General features: G+C 31.4%; 16 protein-coding genes and 1 riboswitch. Of the genes, 14 read left to right on the top strand and 2 right to left on the bottom strand.

The annotated features are described in order from the left end of the window. Positions 1-91: 91 nt before the first annotated feature. From BFS35_RS12705 to BFS35_RS12670, 8 genes are all read left to right on the top strand, one after another. Positions 92-736: an endonuclease III domain-containing protein gene (locus BFS35_RS12705; RefSeq protein WP_099577184.1), complete on the top strand. Its 645-nt coding sequence runs from the start codon at positions 92-94 to the stop codon at positions 734-736. A 77-nt stretch (positions 737-813) separates the two neighbouring features. Further along, on the top strand, positions 814-1,392 hold the full coding sequence (gene isaB / locus BFS35_RS12700) for an immunodominant staphylococcal antigen IsaB family protein (RefSeq protein ID WP_099577182.1): 579 nt from the start codon (positions 814-816) through the stop codon (positions 1,390-1,392). Positions 1,393-1,484: 92 nt separating this feature from the next. Next, positions 1,485-1,586, top strand: a riboswitch (SAM riboswitch). 46 nt (positions 1,587-1,632) lie between these two features. Further along, positions 1,633-2,979 carry an amino acid permease gene (locus tag BFS35_RS12695; protein WP_407943231.1) on the top strand — a complete coding sequence of 449 codons (1,347 nt, stop codon included), beginning with the start codon at positions 1,633-1,635 and terminating at the stop codon, positions 2,977-2,979. After that, complete coding sequence (mmuM, locus tag BFS35_RS12690) at positions 2,963-3,853, top strand: homocysteine S-methyltransferase (protein ID WP_099577178.1); 891 nt, start codon at positions 2,963-2,965, stop codon at positions 3,851-3,853. The genes BFS35_RS12695 and mmuM overlap by 17 nt, the downstream gene beginning before the upstream one ends. A gap of 96 nt (positions 3,854-3,949) precedes the next feature. Beyond that, positions 3,950-4,459, top strand: a complete 510-nt coding sequence (locus BFS35_RS12685) for a DUF6933 domain-containing protein (RefSeq protein WP_099577176.1) — start codon at positions 3,950-3,952, stop codon at positions 4,457-4,459. A 28-nt stretch (positions 4,460-4,487) separates the two neighbouring features. After that, on the top strand, positions 4,488-4,976 hold the full coding sequence (locus BFS35_RS12680; protein ID WP_099577174.1) for a hypothetical protein: 489 nt from the start codon (positions 4,488-4,490) through the stop codon (positions 4,974-4,976). Between the two features lie 64 nt (positions 4,977-5,040). After that, on the top strand, positions 5,041-5,346 hold the full coding sequence (locus BFS35_RS12675) for a hypothetical protein (protein ID WP_099577172.1): 306 nt from the start codon (positions 5,041-5,043) through the stop codon (positions 5,344-5,346). Further along, complete coding sequence (locus BFS35_RS12670; RefSeq protein WP_099577170.1) at positions 5,309-6,088, top strand: ubiquitin family protein; 780 nt, start codon at positions 5,309-5,311, stop codon at positions 6,086-6,088. Before BFS35_RS12675 ends, BFS35_RS12670 begins: the two co-directional genes overlap by 38 nt. 186 nt (positions 6,089-6,274) lie before the next feature. Here BFS35_RS12670 and BFS35_RS12665 read toward each other — a convergent pair whose 3' ends face one another. Together BFS35_RS12665 and BFS35_RS13850 are read right to left on the bottom strand one after the other, a co-directional pair. Continuing rightward, positions 6,275-6,592, bottom strand: a complete 318-nt coding sequence (locus BFS35_RS12665; RefSeq protein WP_099577168.1) for a hypothetical protein — start codon at positions 6,590-6,592, stop codon at positions 6,275-6,277. 23 nt (positions 6,593-6,615) lie between these two features. Further along, positions 6,616-6,789 (bottom strand): hypothetical protein, encoded by a 174-nt coding sequence (locus BFS35_RS13850; RefSeq protein ID WP_158554329.1) that lies wholly within the window; start codon positions 6,787-6,789, stop codon positions 6,616-6,618. Between the two features lie 453 nt (positions 6,790-7,242). Here BFS35_RS13850 and BFS35_RS12660 point away from each other — a divergent pair, with 453 nt between their 5' ends. The 6 genes from BFS35_RS12660 to BFS35_RS12635 all read left to right on the top strand — a co-directional run bounded on the left by BFS35_RS12660 (position 7,243) and on the right by BFS35_RS12635 (position 17,243). After that, positions 7,243-9,069 carry a retron Ec67 family RNA-directed DNA polymerase/endonuclease gene (locus tag BFS35_RS12660; protein WP_099577166.1) on the top strand — a complete coding sequence of 609 codons (1,827 nt, stop codon included), beginning with the start codon at positions 7,243-7,245 and terminating at the stop codon, positions 9,067-9,069. 549 nt (positions 9,070-9,618) lie between these two features. Further along, the gene (locus tag BFS35_RS12655; RefSeq protein WP_099577164.1) at positions 9,619-11,139 is read left to right on the top strand and encodes a class I SAM-dependent DNA methyltransferase; all 1,521 of its coding nucleotides are present in this window, start codon (positions 9,619-9,621) and stop codon (positions 11,137-11,139) included. After that, positions 11,129-12,373: a restriction endonuclease subunit S gene (locus BFS35_RS12650; protein WP_205757168.1), complete on the top strand. Its 1,245-nt coding sequence runs from the start codon at positions 11,129-11,131 to the stop codon at positions 12,371-12,373. The genes BFS35_RS12655 and BFS35_RS12650 overlap by 11 nt, the downstream gene beginning before the upstream one ends. A 3-nt stretch (positions 12,374-12,376) precedes the next feature. Next, on the top strand, positions 12,377-15,487 hold the full coding sequence (locus BFS35_RS12645; RefSeq protein WP_099577163.1) for a type I restriction endonuclease subunit R: 3,111 nt from the start codon (positions 12,377-12,379) through the stop codon (positions 15,485-15,487). Positions 15,488-15,518: 31 nt separating this feature from the next. Beyond that, positions 15,519-16,127: a hypothetical protein gene (locus BFS35_RS12640; RefSeq protein ID WP_099577161.1), complete on the top strand. Its 609-nt coding sequence runs from the start codon at positions 15,519-15,521 to the stop codon at positions 16,125-16,127. Positions 16,128-16,166: 39 nt separating this feature from the next. Beyond that, the gene (locus BFS35_RS12635; protein ID WP_158554328.1) at positions 16,167-17,243 is read left to right on the top strand and encodes a DGQHR domain-containing protein; all 1,077 of its coding nucleotides are present in this window, start codon (positions 16,167-16,169) and stop codon (positions 17,241-17,243) included. The last annotated feature ends 161 nt before the right edge of the window (positions 17,244-17,404 follow it).

Genomic DNA, 17,404 nt, shown 5'->3' with positions numbered 1-17,404 from the left:
TCTCTGAAAAGAGAGTTCTTTTTTTGAGAAAATGTATGGACTATAAAGAAAGATGGGTATTTAAATGTTATCAACAATTGGAGTGAGCGGAATGAAACTAACGATTCAGGAGTTATATGATAAATTGTATGACAATTTAGGACCACAAGGTTGGTGGCCGGCTGAGAATCCATTTGAGATTATTATTGGAGCGATTCTGGTGCAGAATACAAACTGGCGCAATGTAGAGCATTCTTTAAATAATTTACGAGAGAAGACGCAGTTTGATCCGGATAAAATATTGGCGTTAGATATGGAAACGTTACAAACTTGTATTCAACCGAGCGGCTTCTATAAGAATAAATCAAAGGCAGTACATAGCATCTTTCATTGGCTGAAAGAGCACGATTATGATTTTAAAGCGATTGATGCAATGTATGTAGAAAGATTACGTAATGAGTTATTAGCTTTACCAGGGATTGGACCAGAGACCGCTGATGTATTGCTCGTCTATGTGTTTGAAAAGGTTGTGTTTATTCCGGATACATATACGCGTCGTTTGTTTAAATTATTAGGTCACGCTGGAAGTGACAGTTATAAAGGATTGCAGGAAGCAGTTGAGTTACCAGCAGACTTTACACCAGAACATGCGCAGGAATTTCATGGACTGCTTGATGAATTCGGGAAACTGTATTTATCACCTAAAGGCGTGAAAGGTGAGACGTTTTTGGATGCGTATTTTGTTGGACGTGATTAATAAAAATAAAAATTGTCTTCTTTAATTCCACTATTTTGTATATAATAAAACAAAATATACAAAATAAGGAGAATATCATGAAACGTTTAAAAATACTTCTAATATCATTGATTGTTATCTTATCAGTAATTGGTTTCTCAACACCTGTAAATGCAGCAGGATACTATTATAAATATAAAGGATATAGTGGTAATAACTATCAGTTCGTTAAATCTAAATCATTTGTCAATGCAGTTAAAAAAGGAAAGGTCACTGTTAATGGAAGAACTGTAACAAATAAAGTTTCTGGACTATCTCTTGAAAAGTCTTCATCAGCGATGATTAAATATGCCCTTGAGAATAATAAATTAAAATCAAAATATATTGTACGCAAATATGATACAGTATATTTCTTAAATGATAATCTAAAAACATATGCAATCACGATGCCAGTTAAAAAAGGAAAAATTACGAAGAAAGAGTTCATTAAAATTTACGGTAAAAACAATTCAGAGACACAAGTGATTGAGAATGAAACGAGTGTATACTATAAATTTAAAAACCATTACTTCGAAGGGCTCTTTAATAAAAAGAATCAACTGATTGGCATTTCATTAAGTGCTCATGTAAGTGGACAATTTGGAAAAGATATAGATGAAATGTTGTTTGGGGAATAATTCAAAAATTCTTCTCAATCATTTATTATTAGAACTTTCAAAATTCTATTGACCACTATAAACTACCGTGGTATGCTTACTAACAATTAAATAACTTATACAGAGAGATGGAGGGAATTGGCCCTGTGAAGTCTCAGCAACCGGCTTTTGAAGTACGGTGCTAAATCCAACAGGAGATTCCTGAAATATGAGTGTAGACTTTATACCCCTCTTTTTCAGAGGGGTATTTTTTATGGAGGGATTTATATGTCAAATGGATTCAGAAGAGGAATGGAAGAGCGTCACGTCATGATGCTGAGTTTCGGTGGTGTGATTGGAACAGGGTTGTTCTTAAGTACAGGTTATACATTACAGCAGGCGGGTCCCATCGGTACAGTTGTGAGTTATGTGATTGGTGCGTTGCTCGTATATATCGTGATGAAATGTATGGGTGCTTTAGCGGTGGAACATCCTGATGTTGGAGGGTTTCATACGTATGCAAATATTTATATTAATCAGTCGATCGGACATGTCGTTGCATGGAGCTACTGGCTTTGCTGGACGATAGCATTAGGCTCAGAGATTACTGCTGGTGGAATCTTGTTTCAGAAGTGGTTTCCTGAATTTCCAGTATGGTTGTTCAGTTTAATATTTATTGTTGTGATCGTGGGGATTAACTTTACGACAAGTAAAACCTATGGTGAGACAGAGTTCTGGTTATCACTCATTAAGGTGCTAGCGATTATTGCCTTTATTATTATTGGAATATTAATATTACTCAACGTCTTACCGTCAGATTTAAAGCCTGTTACATCAAGTGAAAAATTACTTGATGTTCCGAATGGATTATTTGGAATCTTTATTACGATGCTTGCCGTAAACTATGCTTTCAGTGGAACAGAACTGATTGCAATAGCAGCGGGAGAAACTAAGAATCCAGAGAAAGTAATACCTAAGACTATACGTTCTACCGTATGGAGACTCGCATTATTATTTATCGGAACGATTGTAGTAATGGTCTTACTCTTACCGACAGATAAAGCAAGTTTACTTGAAAGTCCATTTGTTTCGATATTAGATAGTGTTGGTATCCCTTATGCAGGAGATATTATGAACTTTGTCATATTAACAGCATTATTGTCAGCAGCAAATTCAGGACTTTATGCATCAAGCAGAATGTTATGGAGTTTGTCAGAGCAGGATAATATATTACCGATTGCAAGAAAGTTGAACAAAAATGGTATGCCGTTCAATGCGACAATCATTAGTTTAGTAGGTGCGTTGTTGAGTCTATTATCAAGTGTCATCGCACCGACCACTGTCTATTTAGTACTGGTATCTGTTGCTGGATTTGCAGTAGTCGTTGTATGGATGAGTATTTGTGTGGCGAGATTTAATCAATTAAGAAGAAAGGGTGTTACAGAAGCTTCAGCGTATATACTACCGGTATTAGGCTTTATTTTATGTCTTGCGTCTACAATTGGCGTACTGTTTGATCCGAATCAAAGACTTGCGACGCTTATCGGTTTACCATTCTGTATTATCATTGGGTTGATTCATTATTTCCTAAAGAAGAAAGGAGCACATATTCATGCAACTGCGAGATAAGTTACAACAAGATATCGTCATATTAGACGGAGGATTTGGAACGACCGTAGAACAATTCGGATATGACGTGAAGCATGAACTATGGTCATCAAATTTATTACAGTCCAATCCAGAAGCGGTTTATAAAGTGCATAAAGCATTTGTTGACAGTGGGGCTGAGATTATACTAACCAATACGTACCAGGCATCTGTACAATCATTTTTAAATAACGGAATTACTAAGGACGAGGCACGAACGTATTTAGAGAAAGCTGTCGAACTTGCAACGCGCGCAGCAGGTGATAAAGCAATCGTTGCAGGATCTTTAGGGCCATATGGAGCAATGCTAGGTAATGGATCGGAATACACTGGGGATTATAAAGAAACTGAAGAAGATTATATTCAGTATCATAAAGAACGACTTGATATATTGATTGAAGCTGGAGTGAATGTATTTGCATTTGAGACGATACCTAATATAGAAGAAATTAAAGCAGTGAAGAAGCTGCTGCGTTATTATCCAGACATTGAAGCGTGGATTTCAATAACATTAAAAGACAGTGATCACCTCTCAGATGGCACATCGCTTGAAGCAGTGATTCGTGAAATAAATGAAATCGATAACATACTCGCATTCGGTGTGAACTGTACAAGCGTGAAAGTCATCGATGGCGCAGTTGATAAGTTAATTACGCTGAGTGATAAACCATTGATACTCTATCCGAATAGTGGACGTAAATACGATGCTGTGAAGAAGATATGGATTGATCAGCAAGATGAATCATTAGTTGAAGCGGCTGTAAAGTGGCAAGCAAAAGGAGTAAAGATTATTGGTGGATGTTGTCAAGTTGGGCCTGAGGAGATCTCAGAGTTAGTAAGAACTTTAAGAACTTAATATAAAGAAAAGTCACAGAACTTATAAAGAAGGTCTGTGACATTTTTTATTCTCTATTCTATAGCATATAATAATGATAAGTGAATGGAGGAATAAATGATGATAATCAATCCAACAGTAAAGTCGATGCCGTTATTTAGTGCAATACCAAAAGTTAAAGATATTGAAGAAGCAAAAGTATACTGCAATGAGAACCCAATTTATTCATGGCACGCAAATTATTATACGGTGAATCGTAAGAAGATATTGATTATTGTAAATGATTTAACATTACTTACAATTGTAATTCAGGATGTGAATGCTGAAAGCAAGAAATATCTGGAACATGTAATTCGTGATAGAATCTTTAAAATACTTATGAGTAGTGGCATAGCGCCAGACAAAATAGAACGATATATGGATAATGCGAATGAAATACTTATAGGTAAAGGTCATAAGAGAAATATAACGAGTATTGTCACTCAGAATATAATGATGGCTGAAACATTTGAATACCACAACTTATTATGGGCGGAACTTATGGACTTTTGTAATAATATGATATTTAGTACAACAAATTATGTAAAACCGATTGATAAGACGATAGAAGTGTTTGAAGATTTATAGAAAAAATAAATATAAAGAGGTGTTTCCCGTGATAACGATGCCGGATATTTTAGACAAAAAGATAATTAAACGATTAAAGAAAGGGAAATTTCATTATAATGGTGCGAAGCTTACGATGTCGTATAAACAGATCAAGGACAGATTAGGTGATGCACTGAATGATAAGCCAAGCTCTGATTACCCTGGTAGTAAAATATATGACGCGAAAGCATACCCCGAAGTGATAAGTTTTAGCTTTGCTGGAAAACCTAAATGGAAGAAGAATAAATTAAAGTTAATCACGATTGATTATAATCATTTAGACCAATTTTATGATATAAAAGCGAAAGATATTAGAAAAGCATGGGGAAAACCTAATAAGAAAAAGAAAAATTCTTTCGATTGGGATGATGAAGGAGAATTTGATACGTACACATATCGATATGGACATGCGTGGTTATGGTTTGATAAAGAAAAGAATCTTTTTGCGATGACATACTTAAATAGAAAGCTACAGAAGAAGTGGGCAGATATATAAGAAATTTGTATTTATTTATAAATATAATGCTATAATTGTAAATAAATACAAGAAGGTTATTGTGATGAAGAAAGCATTATTATCAGCACTATTGTTAGCGGGTCTTGTAGGTCAGGTCAATATCGCAGATGCACAGGGAGAAGTTAAGCCATGTTACACAGCAAGCAAAGTACAAGTTAAATCACCAAATATGTTAGAGCGTAAGACGATTAATGCAATAAAGTCAGGTCAATACAGCTTTGGTGGGATTAAATTAGATATGAGTTATCCAGGTATTAGGCAAACCAAAGATGGAAATGATACAGCAGAACCAATTTGTGAAGATTGTTACTTTGAAATACAATCAATTGACACTTTCTTTATTCTCTAACAACCGCTACGCGAAGACAAATACAGTAAAAGTGATTGGCATTACATATAACTTTCCGAAAGAAAATAGATTTGATATAAAACAATTACAATCTAAGTATGGTAAACCTGAAGATATTACAACTGGTGTAAATGATAAAGATGCGAATTACAATAACTACTACTTAAAGTATAAGAAATCAGGTAAATCATGGTTACTCAATTCTATGGATCTAATGACAAAAAATGAACCTGTAATTGATGAAAATACTATGGCAAAGAATAATAAAAAGACGAAAATAGCCCATAATGGCGAGTATACAATTACGAATTCGGATATTAAGAATATGGCTAAAGGAACGTTTGCGTTAAAAGGTGCAAAGTTGAATATGACACCGGCTGCTGCAACGAAAGCAATAGGACAGGCACTTGAAGATCGAACAGTTATTACTCCAAAAGGAACAGATGTATTTCAGGAATATGCGTTTGGATCAGTGCATTTAAGATATCAATCTAAAGATTGTGCTTCGTCATCAGTGCTTAATCAAATGATATTTGATTATGATAAACGTGGTCTAACTTTTAATAAGATTGAAAGCTTAGTAGGTAAAGCGGATCGAACTGTGAATGGTAAAATGGATACTACGTATGTTGGCAATAAAGAAATTAAAGTGAAAACAAGAACAAACACTTACGGTCATTTAATTGTAATAGGTCAGTATTATAAAGGTGCATGGCATGTGACAGAAGTAGAGTATAGATAATAATTAATTATTTAGACATGGACCACCCTAAACATTATTGTAAAGGTGGATTTTTTTACTAAGATTTATCTATTATGAAATTAGTTGATTATCGCTATTATGTAAATTAGAGTTAAATAATAAAGTCCCAAGCATTTTGAGCCTGGGACTTTATTTTAATGTACGTAATAATACATATTTACTGTATCAACCATACCGCTTAGAACCTGATTTGCTAAAAGACATGCTTAAACGATTACCGTAATCATAAGAAATATAATTATTTGATATGTAAGACGATGAAGGTTTACCGAAATACTTTCTTACTTTAGATAACTCGTACTTACTATCTAGTTGTGTGATGATAATACTTTCAATAATATATTTGCTTTTTGGTGCTTTTGTACCATTGGCTTGCGTAAATACACCGACATTCCAGTCTCCACCGTACGTATATAAACCACTCGTTAATCCATATCCACGCGTAACGCTTGAATTTGTAGGATTGCTCCATGTTTTAATCATCGTGGGATGATTTTGACGTAGTTTTAAACCGTAATATTTATAGGTGCTTTTTTTAAAGCTTTGGCATTTGAATAACTATAAAGATTAGGTAACTTTAGTGATTTGTTCTTTAATGTATAAGTACTTGCACTTGCTTGTGGCGCTGGAGGCACTGCTGCAACTAGTAGTGTGAGTAATAAAGTAAATATTTTCTTCACGATTGCACTTCTTCATATATTTGTTAATCTCATTATAGTCGATGTAGTATGAATATAGATAACTAATTTTTAGATATTTTTATTGTATTTTTTGAGGATAATATTATGTATTTAGTATATTCGAGATATTTAATGAATGAGTAATGTACATTTAGAAAAGGTTGAATATAAAAGATAGATTCAAAAAAAATAAATTATTAAAATTCTTCAAAAATTTTATTTGTATTTACTAATTAAGTTCTAATCGCCTTGGAAAATAATTTAAAACTATATTTGAAATGCTTTTGAATGATATAATAAAAATGCGTATGGCTAGAATTTTTACTTGTGCTTCGCAAGTGTTTATAAAATTGTATGTGAGATAGCTTCTTATCAATTGTCCATTCGATTATGAATTATCCTTTTATAATGCCTAATGAGTAGCCATACGCATATTTTAAAGGGGAATGAGTTATGAATTATAATTTTATTGTTGACAAACAGTCATTTTGTAATGAATTAGGAATTTCTGTTGGACTATTAAATTATTTATTATATAGCAACAAAGAAAATGGAATAGAAAGCTTTTATATTAATTTTTCAGTACCTAAAAAAAACGGCGAAGAAAGAAGAATACATGCACCAAATGAACAATTAAAGTTTGTACAAAAGAAAGTCCAAGAATTATTACAAATTAGAAATGACGAATTATTTGCTAAACTTAATGTTGAAAATAAAATTGTCCATGGATTTGTACCAGGAAAAAATATTATCACTAATGCAAGAAAACATAGAAATAAAAAAATTGTAATAAATATAGATATACAAGATTTTTTTGAAAGTCTTCACTTTGGTAGAGTGAAGGGTTTTTTTGAAAAAGATAAATTTTTTGGATTACCCAAAGAAGTGGCATTAATTATTGCACAGTTAACTTGTTATAAAGGCCATTTGCCACAAGGAGCACCAACGTCTCCAATAATTTCTAATCTAATAGCAAAAATTTTAGATATAAGAATGCTTAAGATGTGTAAAAAGTATAATCTTGATTATACAAGATATGCTGATGATATGACTTTTTCGACAAATAAATATTTGACTACTAAGCAATTAGAAAAATTACTAAAAGATCTTGAAAAAGTAATTAGCAATTCAGGTTTCAGTATAAATAATAAAAAAACACGTATCCAACAAAATAATCTAAGACAAGATGTAACAGGAATTACTGTTAATGAGAAGTTAAATGTAAATAAAGAATACATAAAAAAAACTAGAGCCATGGCACATAATCTATATTGTAATAATGAATTTTATATAGAAAATGAAAAAGGGACTTTAGATCAATTGGAAGGTAGATTTAGTTTTATTAATCAACTTGATAAATTTAATAACAATATATCTAAAACGAAGTCAGTAGAATATAATTTGATAAAAAATCAAAAAAATTTTAGCTATATTTCTACTTATCAAAAAAAAGTGAATACAAAAAGTGACCAATTTTTTAAGCAATTGAATTCAAGAGAACAAGAATATCAAAAGTTTATCTTTTTCAAGCTTTTTTATGGAAATCCTAAGCCTTTAATAATTACTGAAGGTAAAACAGATATTAAATATTTAAAGGCTGCATTAAAAAGTTTACATAAAGAATACCCGGGATTAGTGGAAAAACAAGGGGATAAATATATTTATAAAGTATCGTTTTTAGATAAATCATCAAGGAAAAATAAAAAAATAAGTAAGTTACAATATTTTTTAAATATCTCTGAGCATGGTGGAGATGTCATGAAAAATATTTTTTCATATTATGACGTGCAAAATAATTATTATCCTAGTTATTATGATTATTTTGATGAATTGAGAAATTTCACTGGAGCAAATAAGCCAGTAATTTTATTTTTTGATAATGAAGTTGATAGAAGAAAAAAAGATAGTCCAGTTAAATCTTTTATAAAACACGCAAAAATTAGTTCAAAGGTCGATGAATTTAAAAAAAATAAAAAAATACATATTACTAAAAACTTATATTTACTTACTCACTCATTAGAAGAGGGAGCATTAGAAGGTGAAATAGAAGATTTATTCGATGAAGATGTCTTGAATCATGAAATTAATGGAAAAATATTTTCAAGAAAAGATGAAGAAGAAACAAATAAGTACGGTAAAGAAATATTTTCAAAATATGTTTATAGTAACTTTCAAAATATAAATTTTCATAACTTCAAGCAAATATTAGATGACATAGTGTACATTATTGAAATTTATGAAATGTCGAAGAAGAATAGAAAGAAAGTAGTTACTGAATAGAGTAATGAACAATTTTTAATTAGTCTTCTTAGAGAAGTTGAAATTATCAATTATATTTTTGAGGATGAGAATGAAAGATAATAAATTATACAATAAATTGGGATGCACTTAGCGCAATTTCAACTTTTGCAGCTCTATTAGTTGCGATTTTTTTATCTTATTATAATATCAGAGAAAAAGAAAATTATTTATTAAGTCAGTGATACAAACTGATTATAGCAATTCTAAAATTAAGCTATGTGTTACTATTGATAATGTAGGAAATAGAAATGCAATAATAGAAAAAATTGGGTTTAAAAGTGGAAATGATATTAATACTTCATATAATAAATTATTAAAGTAAGTAGAACTTCCGATAAAAATAAATATTAATGATTATAAAGTTATTACATATGAATACCAAGATAACGATGTGATAAGTATAGAAAACGAAGATGATATTGAAATTATAAAGATTTTCAAAACAAAAGAAATTGTAATTGCTGATAGTTTGTACAATAAATATTATCAGACCAAAAGTAAAAATAATTTATTGAAGAGGGTGTAATTATGGCAACAGCTAACTTAGGTTTTGAAGAAAAATTATGGCAAATGGCAGATAAATTACGAGGATCGATGGATTCGGGTGAATACAAAAACGTAGTATTAGGATTATTATTCCTTAAGTATGTATCTGATGCTTTTGAAGAGAAGTACCAAGAATTATTAGAAGATGAATGGGCTGATGAGGAAGATAGAGATGAATATGCAGCGGAGAATATCTTCTTTGTTCCTAAAGAAGCTCGTTGGTCTTTTATTAAAGATAATGCGAAGAAACCTGAAATTGGACAATTAATCGATGCTGCTATGGTTGCGATTGAAAAAGAAAACAAATCATTACAAGGTGTATTGCCTAAATCGTATTCTCGTCCTGAATTAGATAAAACGAGACTAGGAGAGACGATTGATTTATTCTCATTCAAAGTTGGAGATGCGGAAAGTCGTGATAAAGATATATTAGGTAGAGTATATGAATATTTCCTGGGTAAATTTGCAAGTGCAGAAGGTAAAAACGGAGGAGAGTTCTATACACCTTCAACTGTTGTTCAATTATTAGTTGAAATGCTTGAACCATATAAAGGTAGAGTATACGATCCAGCATGTGGTTCGGGTGGAATGTTTGTTCAATCAACAAAATTCGTTCAAGAACATCAAGGTAGAATTGATAATTTATCTGTTTATGGACAAGAATCAAATCCAACAACATGGAAATTAGCAAAAATGAACTTAGCGATTCGTGGCATTGATTCGAATTTAGGAGAACATAATGCTGATACTTTCCATAATGACCTACATAAAGGATTAAAAGCAGATTATATCTTGGCTAACCCACCATTCAATATCAGTGACTGGGGAGGAGAGAAACTTACTGAAGATGTGAGATGGCAGTATGGTATTCCGCCAAAAGGGAATGCAAACTATGCTTGGGTACAACACATGATTTCAAAGTTATCTCCAAAAGGAACAGCAGGGTTCGTATTAGCAAATGGTTCTATGTCATCTAATACAACAGGCGAAGGTGAGATTCGTAAAAATATCGTTGAAGCAGATTTAGTTGAATGTATTGTTACATTGCCTGGACAATTGTTCTATTCAACACAAATTCCAGTATGTTTATGGTTTGTATCAAAAGATAAGAATAAAACAGGCAAAAGGGATAGAAAAGAAAAAGTATTGTTTATCGATGCACGTAATCTAGGGTTCATGTCTACAAGAACGAATAAAGAATTTAGTGCCGAAGATGTTGCTAAAGTGGCGGATACTTTCCATGCTTGGAGAGGTACGAATGATAAAGTATATGAAGATGTATTAGGTTTTGCAAAAGAAGCAAGCATTGAGGAGATTAAAGAAAATGATTATATCCTAACACCAGGTAGATATGTAGGCTTAGAAGAAGCTGAAGAAGATCAAGAAATCTTCGAAGAGAAAATAGAACGCTTAACAAGTGAATTACATGAACAATTCGCGAAATCAAGAGAACTAGAAGACCAAATCCGAAAAGCATTGGAGGGGATTGGGTTTGGAATTTAAAAAAGTAAAGCTAAGAGATATTGCTAATATCAATATGGGACAATCTCCAAAGTCAGAGTTTTATAATGATATTGCTGGTACGCCATTTTTACAAGGAAATAGAACTTTTGGATTTATGTATCCAAAATTCGATACTTATACATCAAAAATTACTAAATTAGCTGGAAAAGGAGATATTCTCTTCAGTGTAAGAGCACCAGTTGGAGACATTAATATTGCTCCATTAGAATTGTGCATTGGTAGAGGTTTATCAGCAATAAGTTCAAAAAATGATAATAATGAATTTTTATATTATTTATTAAAAAATATGAAGAATATTGAAAATTTTACTTCAGGTACTATTTTTAGTTCAATTAATAAAAAGACATTAGAAAATTTAGAGTTTTATATCCCAAATAATCAAACCCAAAGAAAAATAGGAAAAATTTTGAGAAATATTGATGAAAAAATAGAATTAAATAATAAAACAATTGATAATTTAGAACAAATCTCACAAACTTTATTCAAACATTGGTTTATTGATTTTGAATTCCCGAATGAAGATGGTAAACCGTATAAATCAAGTGGTGGAGAAATGGTTGAAAGTGAGTTAGGTGAGATACCTAAGGGATGGATGATTCATAGTTTATCTGAATATGTTGATATAAAAAAAGGATTATCGTATAAAGGTGAATTCTTAGATAAAGATAAATTATTGGATGAGTCATTTCCGTTAATTTCGCTATCGAATTTTAATTTCATCAAGGGATTCAAAGATAAAAAAACTAAGTACTACTTTGGAGATTATAAACAAAATCATAAAATCTACCCTGGAGATTTGATAATTGCTGCGACAGATTTAACACAAGACAGGAAAATGTTAGGTGCACCAGCTTTGGTTCCAAATCTTTCAGATTTAATGATTTATAGCCTGGATGTTTTTAAAGTTATTGAGAATAATTTACCATTATATTTCTTATACTTTTCACTACAAACAAGGAATTACAGAATGATAGTTGAAGGGAATGCAACTGGTACTACGGTTTTAAGGATATCTAAAGATTCACTATTATCATATAAATTTCCGAAAAGTAACAATGAATTGGAACAACTATATCATAATACCGTTGTTAATATTATGAATATGATAAGTTTATTAAATGAACAATCAAAATTTTTAGAGAAACTTAGAGATTCACTCTTACCTAAATTATTATCAGGTGAGATAGAAATTCCAGAAGACTTGGAGGTGTAGTAATTGAATCCATTTAATGAGGCATATTTAGAGGCGGCTTGTTTTGAATGGCTTGAAGAGGTTGGTTATGAGGTTTTAAATGGTCCGGATATTGCACATGATGGTATCTATCCTGAAAGGTCATCATATCGTGATGTGGTTTTAGAAGATAGATTATTTGATGCATTACGTCGTATTAATCCTTCTGTGGATTCTAAAGTTATTGAAGAAGCTGGCCGTAAGGTTATTGCTAATACTTCCCCAAATGTAGTTTTGAATAACAAGGACTTTCATCAATATGTTACTAAAGGTATTGATGTGGAGACTTTAAGTGATGATGGAGTTAATCCAACAGTTAAAGTTTATTTATTTGATTTTGAGAACATTCATAATAATGATTTTGTTGCGGTGAATCAATTTACGATTATTCAAGATAATATTACTAAACGTCCCGATGTGATTCTATTCGTAAATGGCTTGCCATTAGTTGTGATGGAATTAAAGAGTGCGTCTAGTGAAGATGTTTCGATAACGAGTGCATATAACCAATTACAAACGTATAAGAAGTCCATTTCAAGTTTGTTCCGATTTAATGAAATGTTAATCATTAGCGATGGTGTGAATGCTCGTGTTGGTTCACTTACAGCAAATGAAGAGCGTTTTATGAAATGGCGTACTATGGATGGTCAGAATAAGGCTGAGGATAATATGGTTCAGTTGGAAGTGATGATTAAAGGTATGCTTGAACCAGGTCGTTTGTTAGATATCATAAAGAACTTTATATTATTTCAAACAGATGGTGAGAATACGTTTAAGATTCTTGCTGCTTATCATCAGTATTTTGCTGTAAATAAAGCAGTCGAGAAAGCTAAGCTTGCAAGCAGTATTGAAGGAGATAAGAAGATAGGTGTTGTATGGCATACACAAGGTTCTGGTAAGAGTTTATCAATGGTGTTTTATGCTGGTAAGTTAGTTCAAGAGTTGAATAATCCTACTATTGTTGTATTAACGGATAGAAATGATTTAGATAATCAATTATTTGATACTTTCAGTAAATCGAGTGAGATACTTGTGAATACACCACGACAAGCTGAGGATAGTAATCATTTAAGAGAATTATTAGATGTTGAATCAGGTGGCGTAATATTTTCAACGTTACAGAAGTTTACACCAGATAGTGATGGAAAGATGCCGTGTTTAACGGAACGTCGAAATGTCATTGTTATGGCTGATGAAGCACATAGATCTCAATATGGATTTAGTGCTCATATGTCACATGCAAAAGGTTCTGAAGGTGAATTAAAGTATGGCTTTGCAAAGTATGTCCGTGATGCGTTGCCTAATGCTTCGTTTGTTGGATTTACTGGTACGCCTGTAGAATCTACAGATAGAAATACACCGGCTGTATTTGGTGAATATATTGATGTATACGATATGACACAAGCAGTTGAAGATGGTGCGACCGTTAAGATTTATTATGAGTCTCGGATTATTCCATTGTTGCTACCAGATGGATTAAGTATCGATAATGATTATGAAGAGATTACCGAAAGCCAAGAAGAGACGACTAAAGAACGATTAAAGTCTAAATGGTCAAGAGTTGCTGCTGTTGCAGGTTCAAAATCAAGATTAGAGAAATTAGCGATTGATATTGTTGAGCATTTTGATAAGAGGGAAGCGGCAATTGCAGGTAAGGCAATGGCAGTTGTAATGAGTCGTAGAATTGCAGTTGATTTGTATAAAGAGATTATTAAACTTAAGCCAGAATGGCATAGTGATGATGATAATAAAGGTGTTATTAAAGTCGTAATGACAGGTTCTTCAAGTGATCCTGAAGACATGCAGCCTTTTGTAAAATCAAAACCAGTCCGTAAATTATATGAGAAACGTATGAAAGATGTGAACGATCCATTAAAGATTGTGATTGTTCGTGATATGTGGCTAACAGGGTTTGATGCACCTTCAATGCATACAATGTACATCGATAAACCAATGCAAGGTCATAACTTAATGCAAGCCATCGCAAGGGTTAACCGTGTATTTAAAGATAAACCAGGTGGTTTAATTGTTGATTATATCGGTATTGCGGATAGTTTAAAAGAAGCATTAAAGCAATATACTGACAACGACAAAGATAATACAGGGATTGATACAGATCAAGCTGTAAACATTATGCTTGAGAAACATCAGTTAATTAGAGAATTATTACATGGACATGACTATTCAAACTATAATGCAGAAAAAGCATCATTAAGAATGCAAGCTATGATTAACACAATGGATTATGTAATGGGCTTAGGAGAAGAAGATAAGAAAAGATTTCTTAATTTGGTTGTAGAATTAGGTAAGGCATATGCATTATGTTCAACAACTGAAGAAGCAGTTAAGATAAATGAAGAAATAGGGTTCTTTAAAGCTGTTAAAGCAACAATTGTTAAGAAGTTAAGTGAAAGATCAGGGGTAACAAAAACAAAAGACCAATTAGATTATGAAATTAATCAGCTGGTTTCAAAATCTATTATTTCAGAAGATGTTATAGATGTTTACAAAGAATTAGGTATTGAAAATCCTGATATTTCTATTCTTTCTGATAAATTTTTAGAAGATGTGAAAGCACTACCTCAGAAAAACTTAGCTGTTGCATTACTGAATAGATTATTAGCAGGTAAAGTGAAAGCAATCCAACGTACAAACTTGATTCAAGCAAGAAAGTTTTCAGAAATGCTTGGGGATGCTTTGAATAGATATAATAAACGCACAATTGAAACTTCAAAAGTAATAGAAGAATTAATCCAATTGGCGAAAGAAATGGATTCTGCACATAAACGTGGAGAACACACTGGCATGATTAAAGAAGAAGTTGCATTCTATGATGCACTTGCCTCACATGAAACAGCTGAACAAGTATTAGGTGACGATGTATTAAAAGCAATTGCGCATGAATTGACTAAAAGTATCAAAGAAAATATGAGTGTTGATTGGAACTTAAGAGAAAACGCGCGAGCGAAAATGAGAGTAGTAGTTAGAAGATTGTTAAAGAAATATGGCTATCCACCAGATCTTCAAAAAATGGCTGTAGACACTGTGATTGAGCAGGCAGAGTTAATGGCAGAACAAATGAGTTGGGAGTTATAAAATAGCTAATATTATAGGAAAAGAGGAAATAATGAAAAGATATTGGAAAGAAAATAAATACTTATTTCAAGCATTTTATTTTAAAAGTCCGGTAGAATTAAAGGGAGATTGGATATGTAAATCTATTATTACACTTTTCTTTAGTCATTTGGGACTATGGTTTGCTTTACTTTATTCCATTTACTCAAGTTTTAATAATTTCAGCTTGATTGTAATGAACTATATTTTGAAAGGAACATTATTCATTTCAGGTGTGTCATTAGTCTCATCATTAATTTTAAATAATAAGTCAAATGACAAAGAAAATATTTCAATTTCTTCAGATGTAAAAAATAGTAATAATAAACGTTTAGAAAAAATAAATATAGTTAAATTAATTAGAAATTTTCTAATAGTATCTATGATATTTATGGCACTATTCTACAGTTTTGGAATAAAAACAAATCCAACAAGTGTGAAATTGAATGTATATCAGATGTTCTTAAGTATAAGTATTTATTTATTTACAATTTATTTATTTATTTTATACCGTTATTTCGATAGGGATGAGGTGAGTTTAAACGAAAAATCGGAAAAAGAAGTTAATAGTATCACTCACAAGGCTAAAGAAATATCAGATGATGAATTGCTAGAAAATTAATCTCTGTTATTAGAATACATGAAAATTAGGAGGATTATATTGATTTCTTTTAAGTATATAAAAATAGATCAACCATATGCAACTTTTTACCTAGGTAAGTTAAAAGTAAGTGAAATTGATTCGATTTCTTTTTCAAATCAAAGAACAATATACAATTCAGAGGGAATCCAAAGAAAATTAGATTTAAATAGGATTCGAAATATAAAGGAATATGCATCTAGGCCAGATGCAGTTTTTCCAACAGCCATAATTTTATCAGCTCCTAATGAAATGGTAGAAATTGTTGACGAAAATTTTTTGAATATTGATAATGAAAGTAAGGAGTTATGCAGTATTATTGATGGTCAACATAGAATAAGAGGTATAATGGAATCTTCTAACGGTTTTGAATTTGAAGTACCCGTAGTAATATTTATTGAAAGTACTCTTGAAATTGATGCGGAATTGTTTTCAACTATTAATGGAAATCAAAAACCAGTATCAAAATCTTTAGTTTATGATTTATATGGATTAAGTAGTAAAAGAACTGTAGCAAAAGTAACACATGAAATTATCAAAGCTTTAAATACAAGCAAAGAATCTAGAATGACCGGAAAAGTAAAAATGTTAGGAATTAAAGATGAAGAGAATATTAATGCCGAAGTTTCGCAATCAACTCTTGCTGACTCATTAATGAGTTTAATTTCAAATCGAAATATAAAAAATAACATTGATTATTTACCTGATATCGTAAATAAACAAAGGTATGTATTCTATGATTGGTATAATGAAAATAAAGAGCATTTAATATTAAAAGTAGTTATGAACTTTTTTAACGCTTGGATTGATGCGAGAGATGAGTATTTTGGTGATGATCGATATAAATATTTTAAGAAGTCGATAGGATATATTGTGGCTTTTAAACTTTTAAGATTATTTTATTTACAGGGACGACTCGAAAACCAATTATCAGAAGAATTTTTCTTTGGTAAAATAAGTGATTTGTTTAATCATTATAAAAACAGTGAATATTCAAAGCAAACATATAGCAGTAGTCAGAGTGGAGCGAAGGATTTATATGATAATCTTAAGTCAATAGCTGAAAAAAATGAATTAATTAAAAAACAATTCAATTAATTTAAAAATATTTTAATTTTAATTTTTAGAAATTTAATACTCCTTTTGGAATATTAAAAGGGGGGAAATTCTATAATCAAGTTAGCCACCTACGGTGTGCTTTAAAAAATAAAAAATGAGCCATGTGCATCCATGTTAATATTGTAGTTACCACAACAAAC

Source organism: Macrococcoides goetzii (genome assembly GCF_002742385.2).
Lineage (GTDB): Bacteria > Bacillota > Bacilli > Staphylococcales > Staphylococcaceae > Macrococcoides > Macrococcoides goetzii.
Note: the sequence above shows the minus strand (reverse complement) of the source record. Positions and strands in the feature narration are given on the sequence as shown.

Bases quoted from the DNA above. Each gene is read 5' to 3' on its own strand.
- BFS35_RS12705 (WP_099577184.1), top strand. From the start codon at position 92: ATGAAACTAACGATTCAGGAGTTATATGATAAATTGTATGACAATTTA.
- isaB (WP_099577182.1), top strand. From the start codon at position 814: ATGAAACGTTTAAAAATACTTCTAATATCATTGATTGTTATCTTATCA.
- mmuM (WP_099577178.1), top strand. From the start codon at position 2,963: ATGCAACTGCGAGATAAGTTACAACAAGATATCGTCATATTAGACGGA.
- BFS35_RS12685 (WP_099577176.1), top strand. From the start codon at position 3,950: ATGATGATAATCAATCCAACAGTAAAGTCGATGCCGTTATTTAGTGCA.
- BFS35_RS12675 (WP_099577172.1), top strand. From the start codon at position 5,041: ATGAAGAAAGCATTATTATCAGCACTATTGTTAGCGGGTCTTGTAGGT.
- BFS35_RS12665 (WP_099577168.1), bottom strand. From the start codon at position 6,592: ATGATTAAAACATGGAGCAATCCTACAAATTCAAGCGTTACGCGTGGA.
- BFS35_RS12660 (WP_099577166.1), top strand. From the start codon at position 7,243: ATGAATTATAATTTTATTGTTGACAAACAGTCATTTTGTAATGAATTA.
- BFS35_RS12655 (WP_099577164.1), top strand. From the start codon at position 9,619: ATGGCAACAGCTAACTTAGGTTTTGAAGAAAAATTATGGCAAATGGCA.
- BFS35_RS12640 (WP_099577161.1), top strand. From the start codon at position 15,519: ATGAAAAGATATTGGAAAGAAAATAAATACTTATTTCAAGCATTTTAT.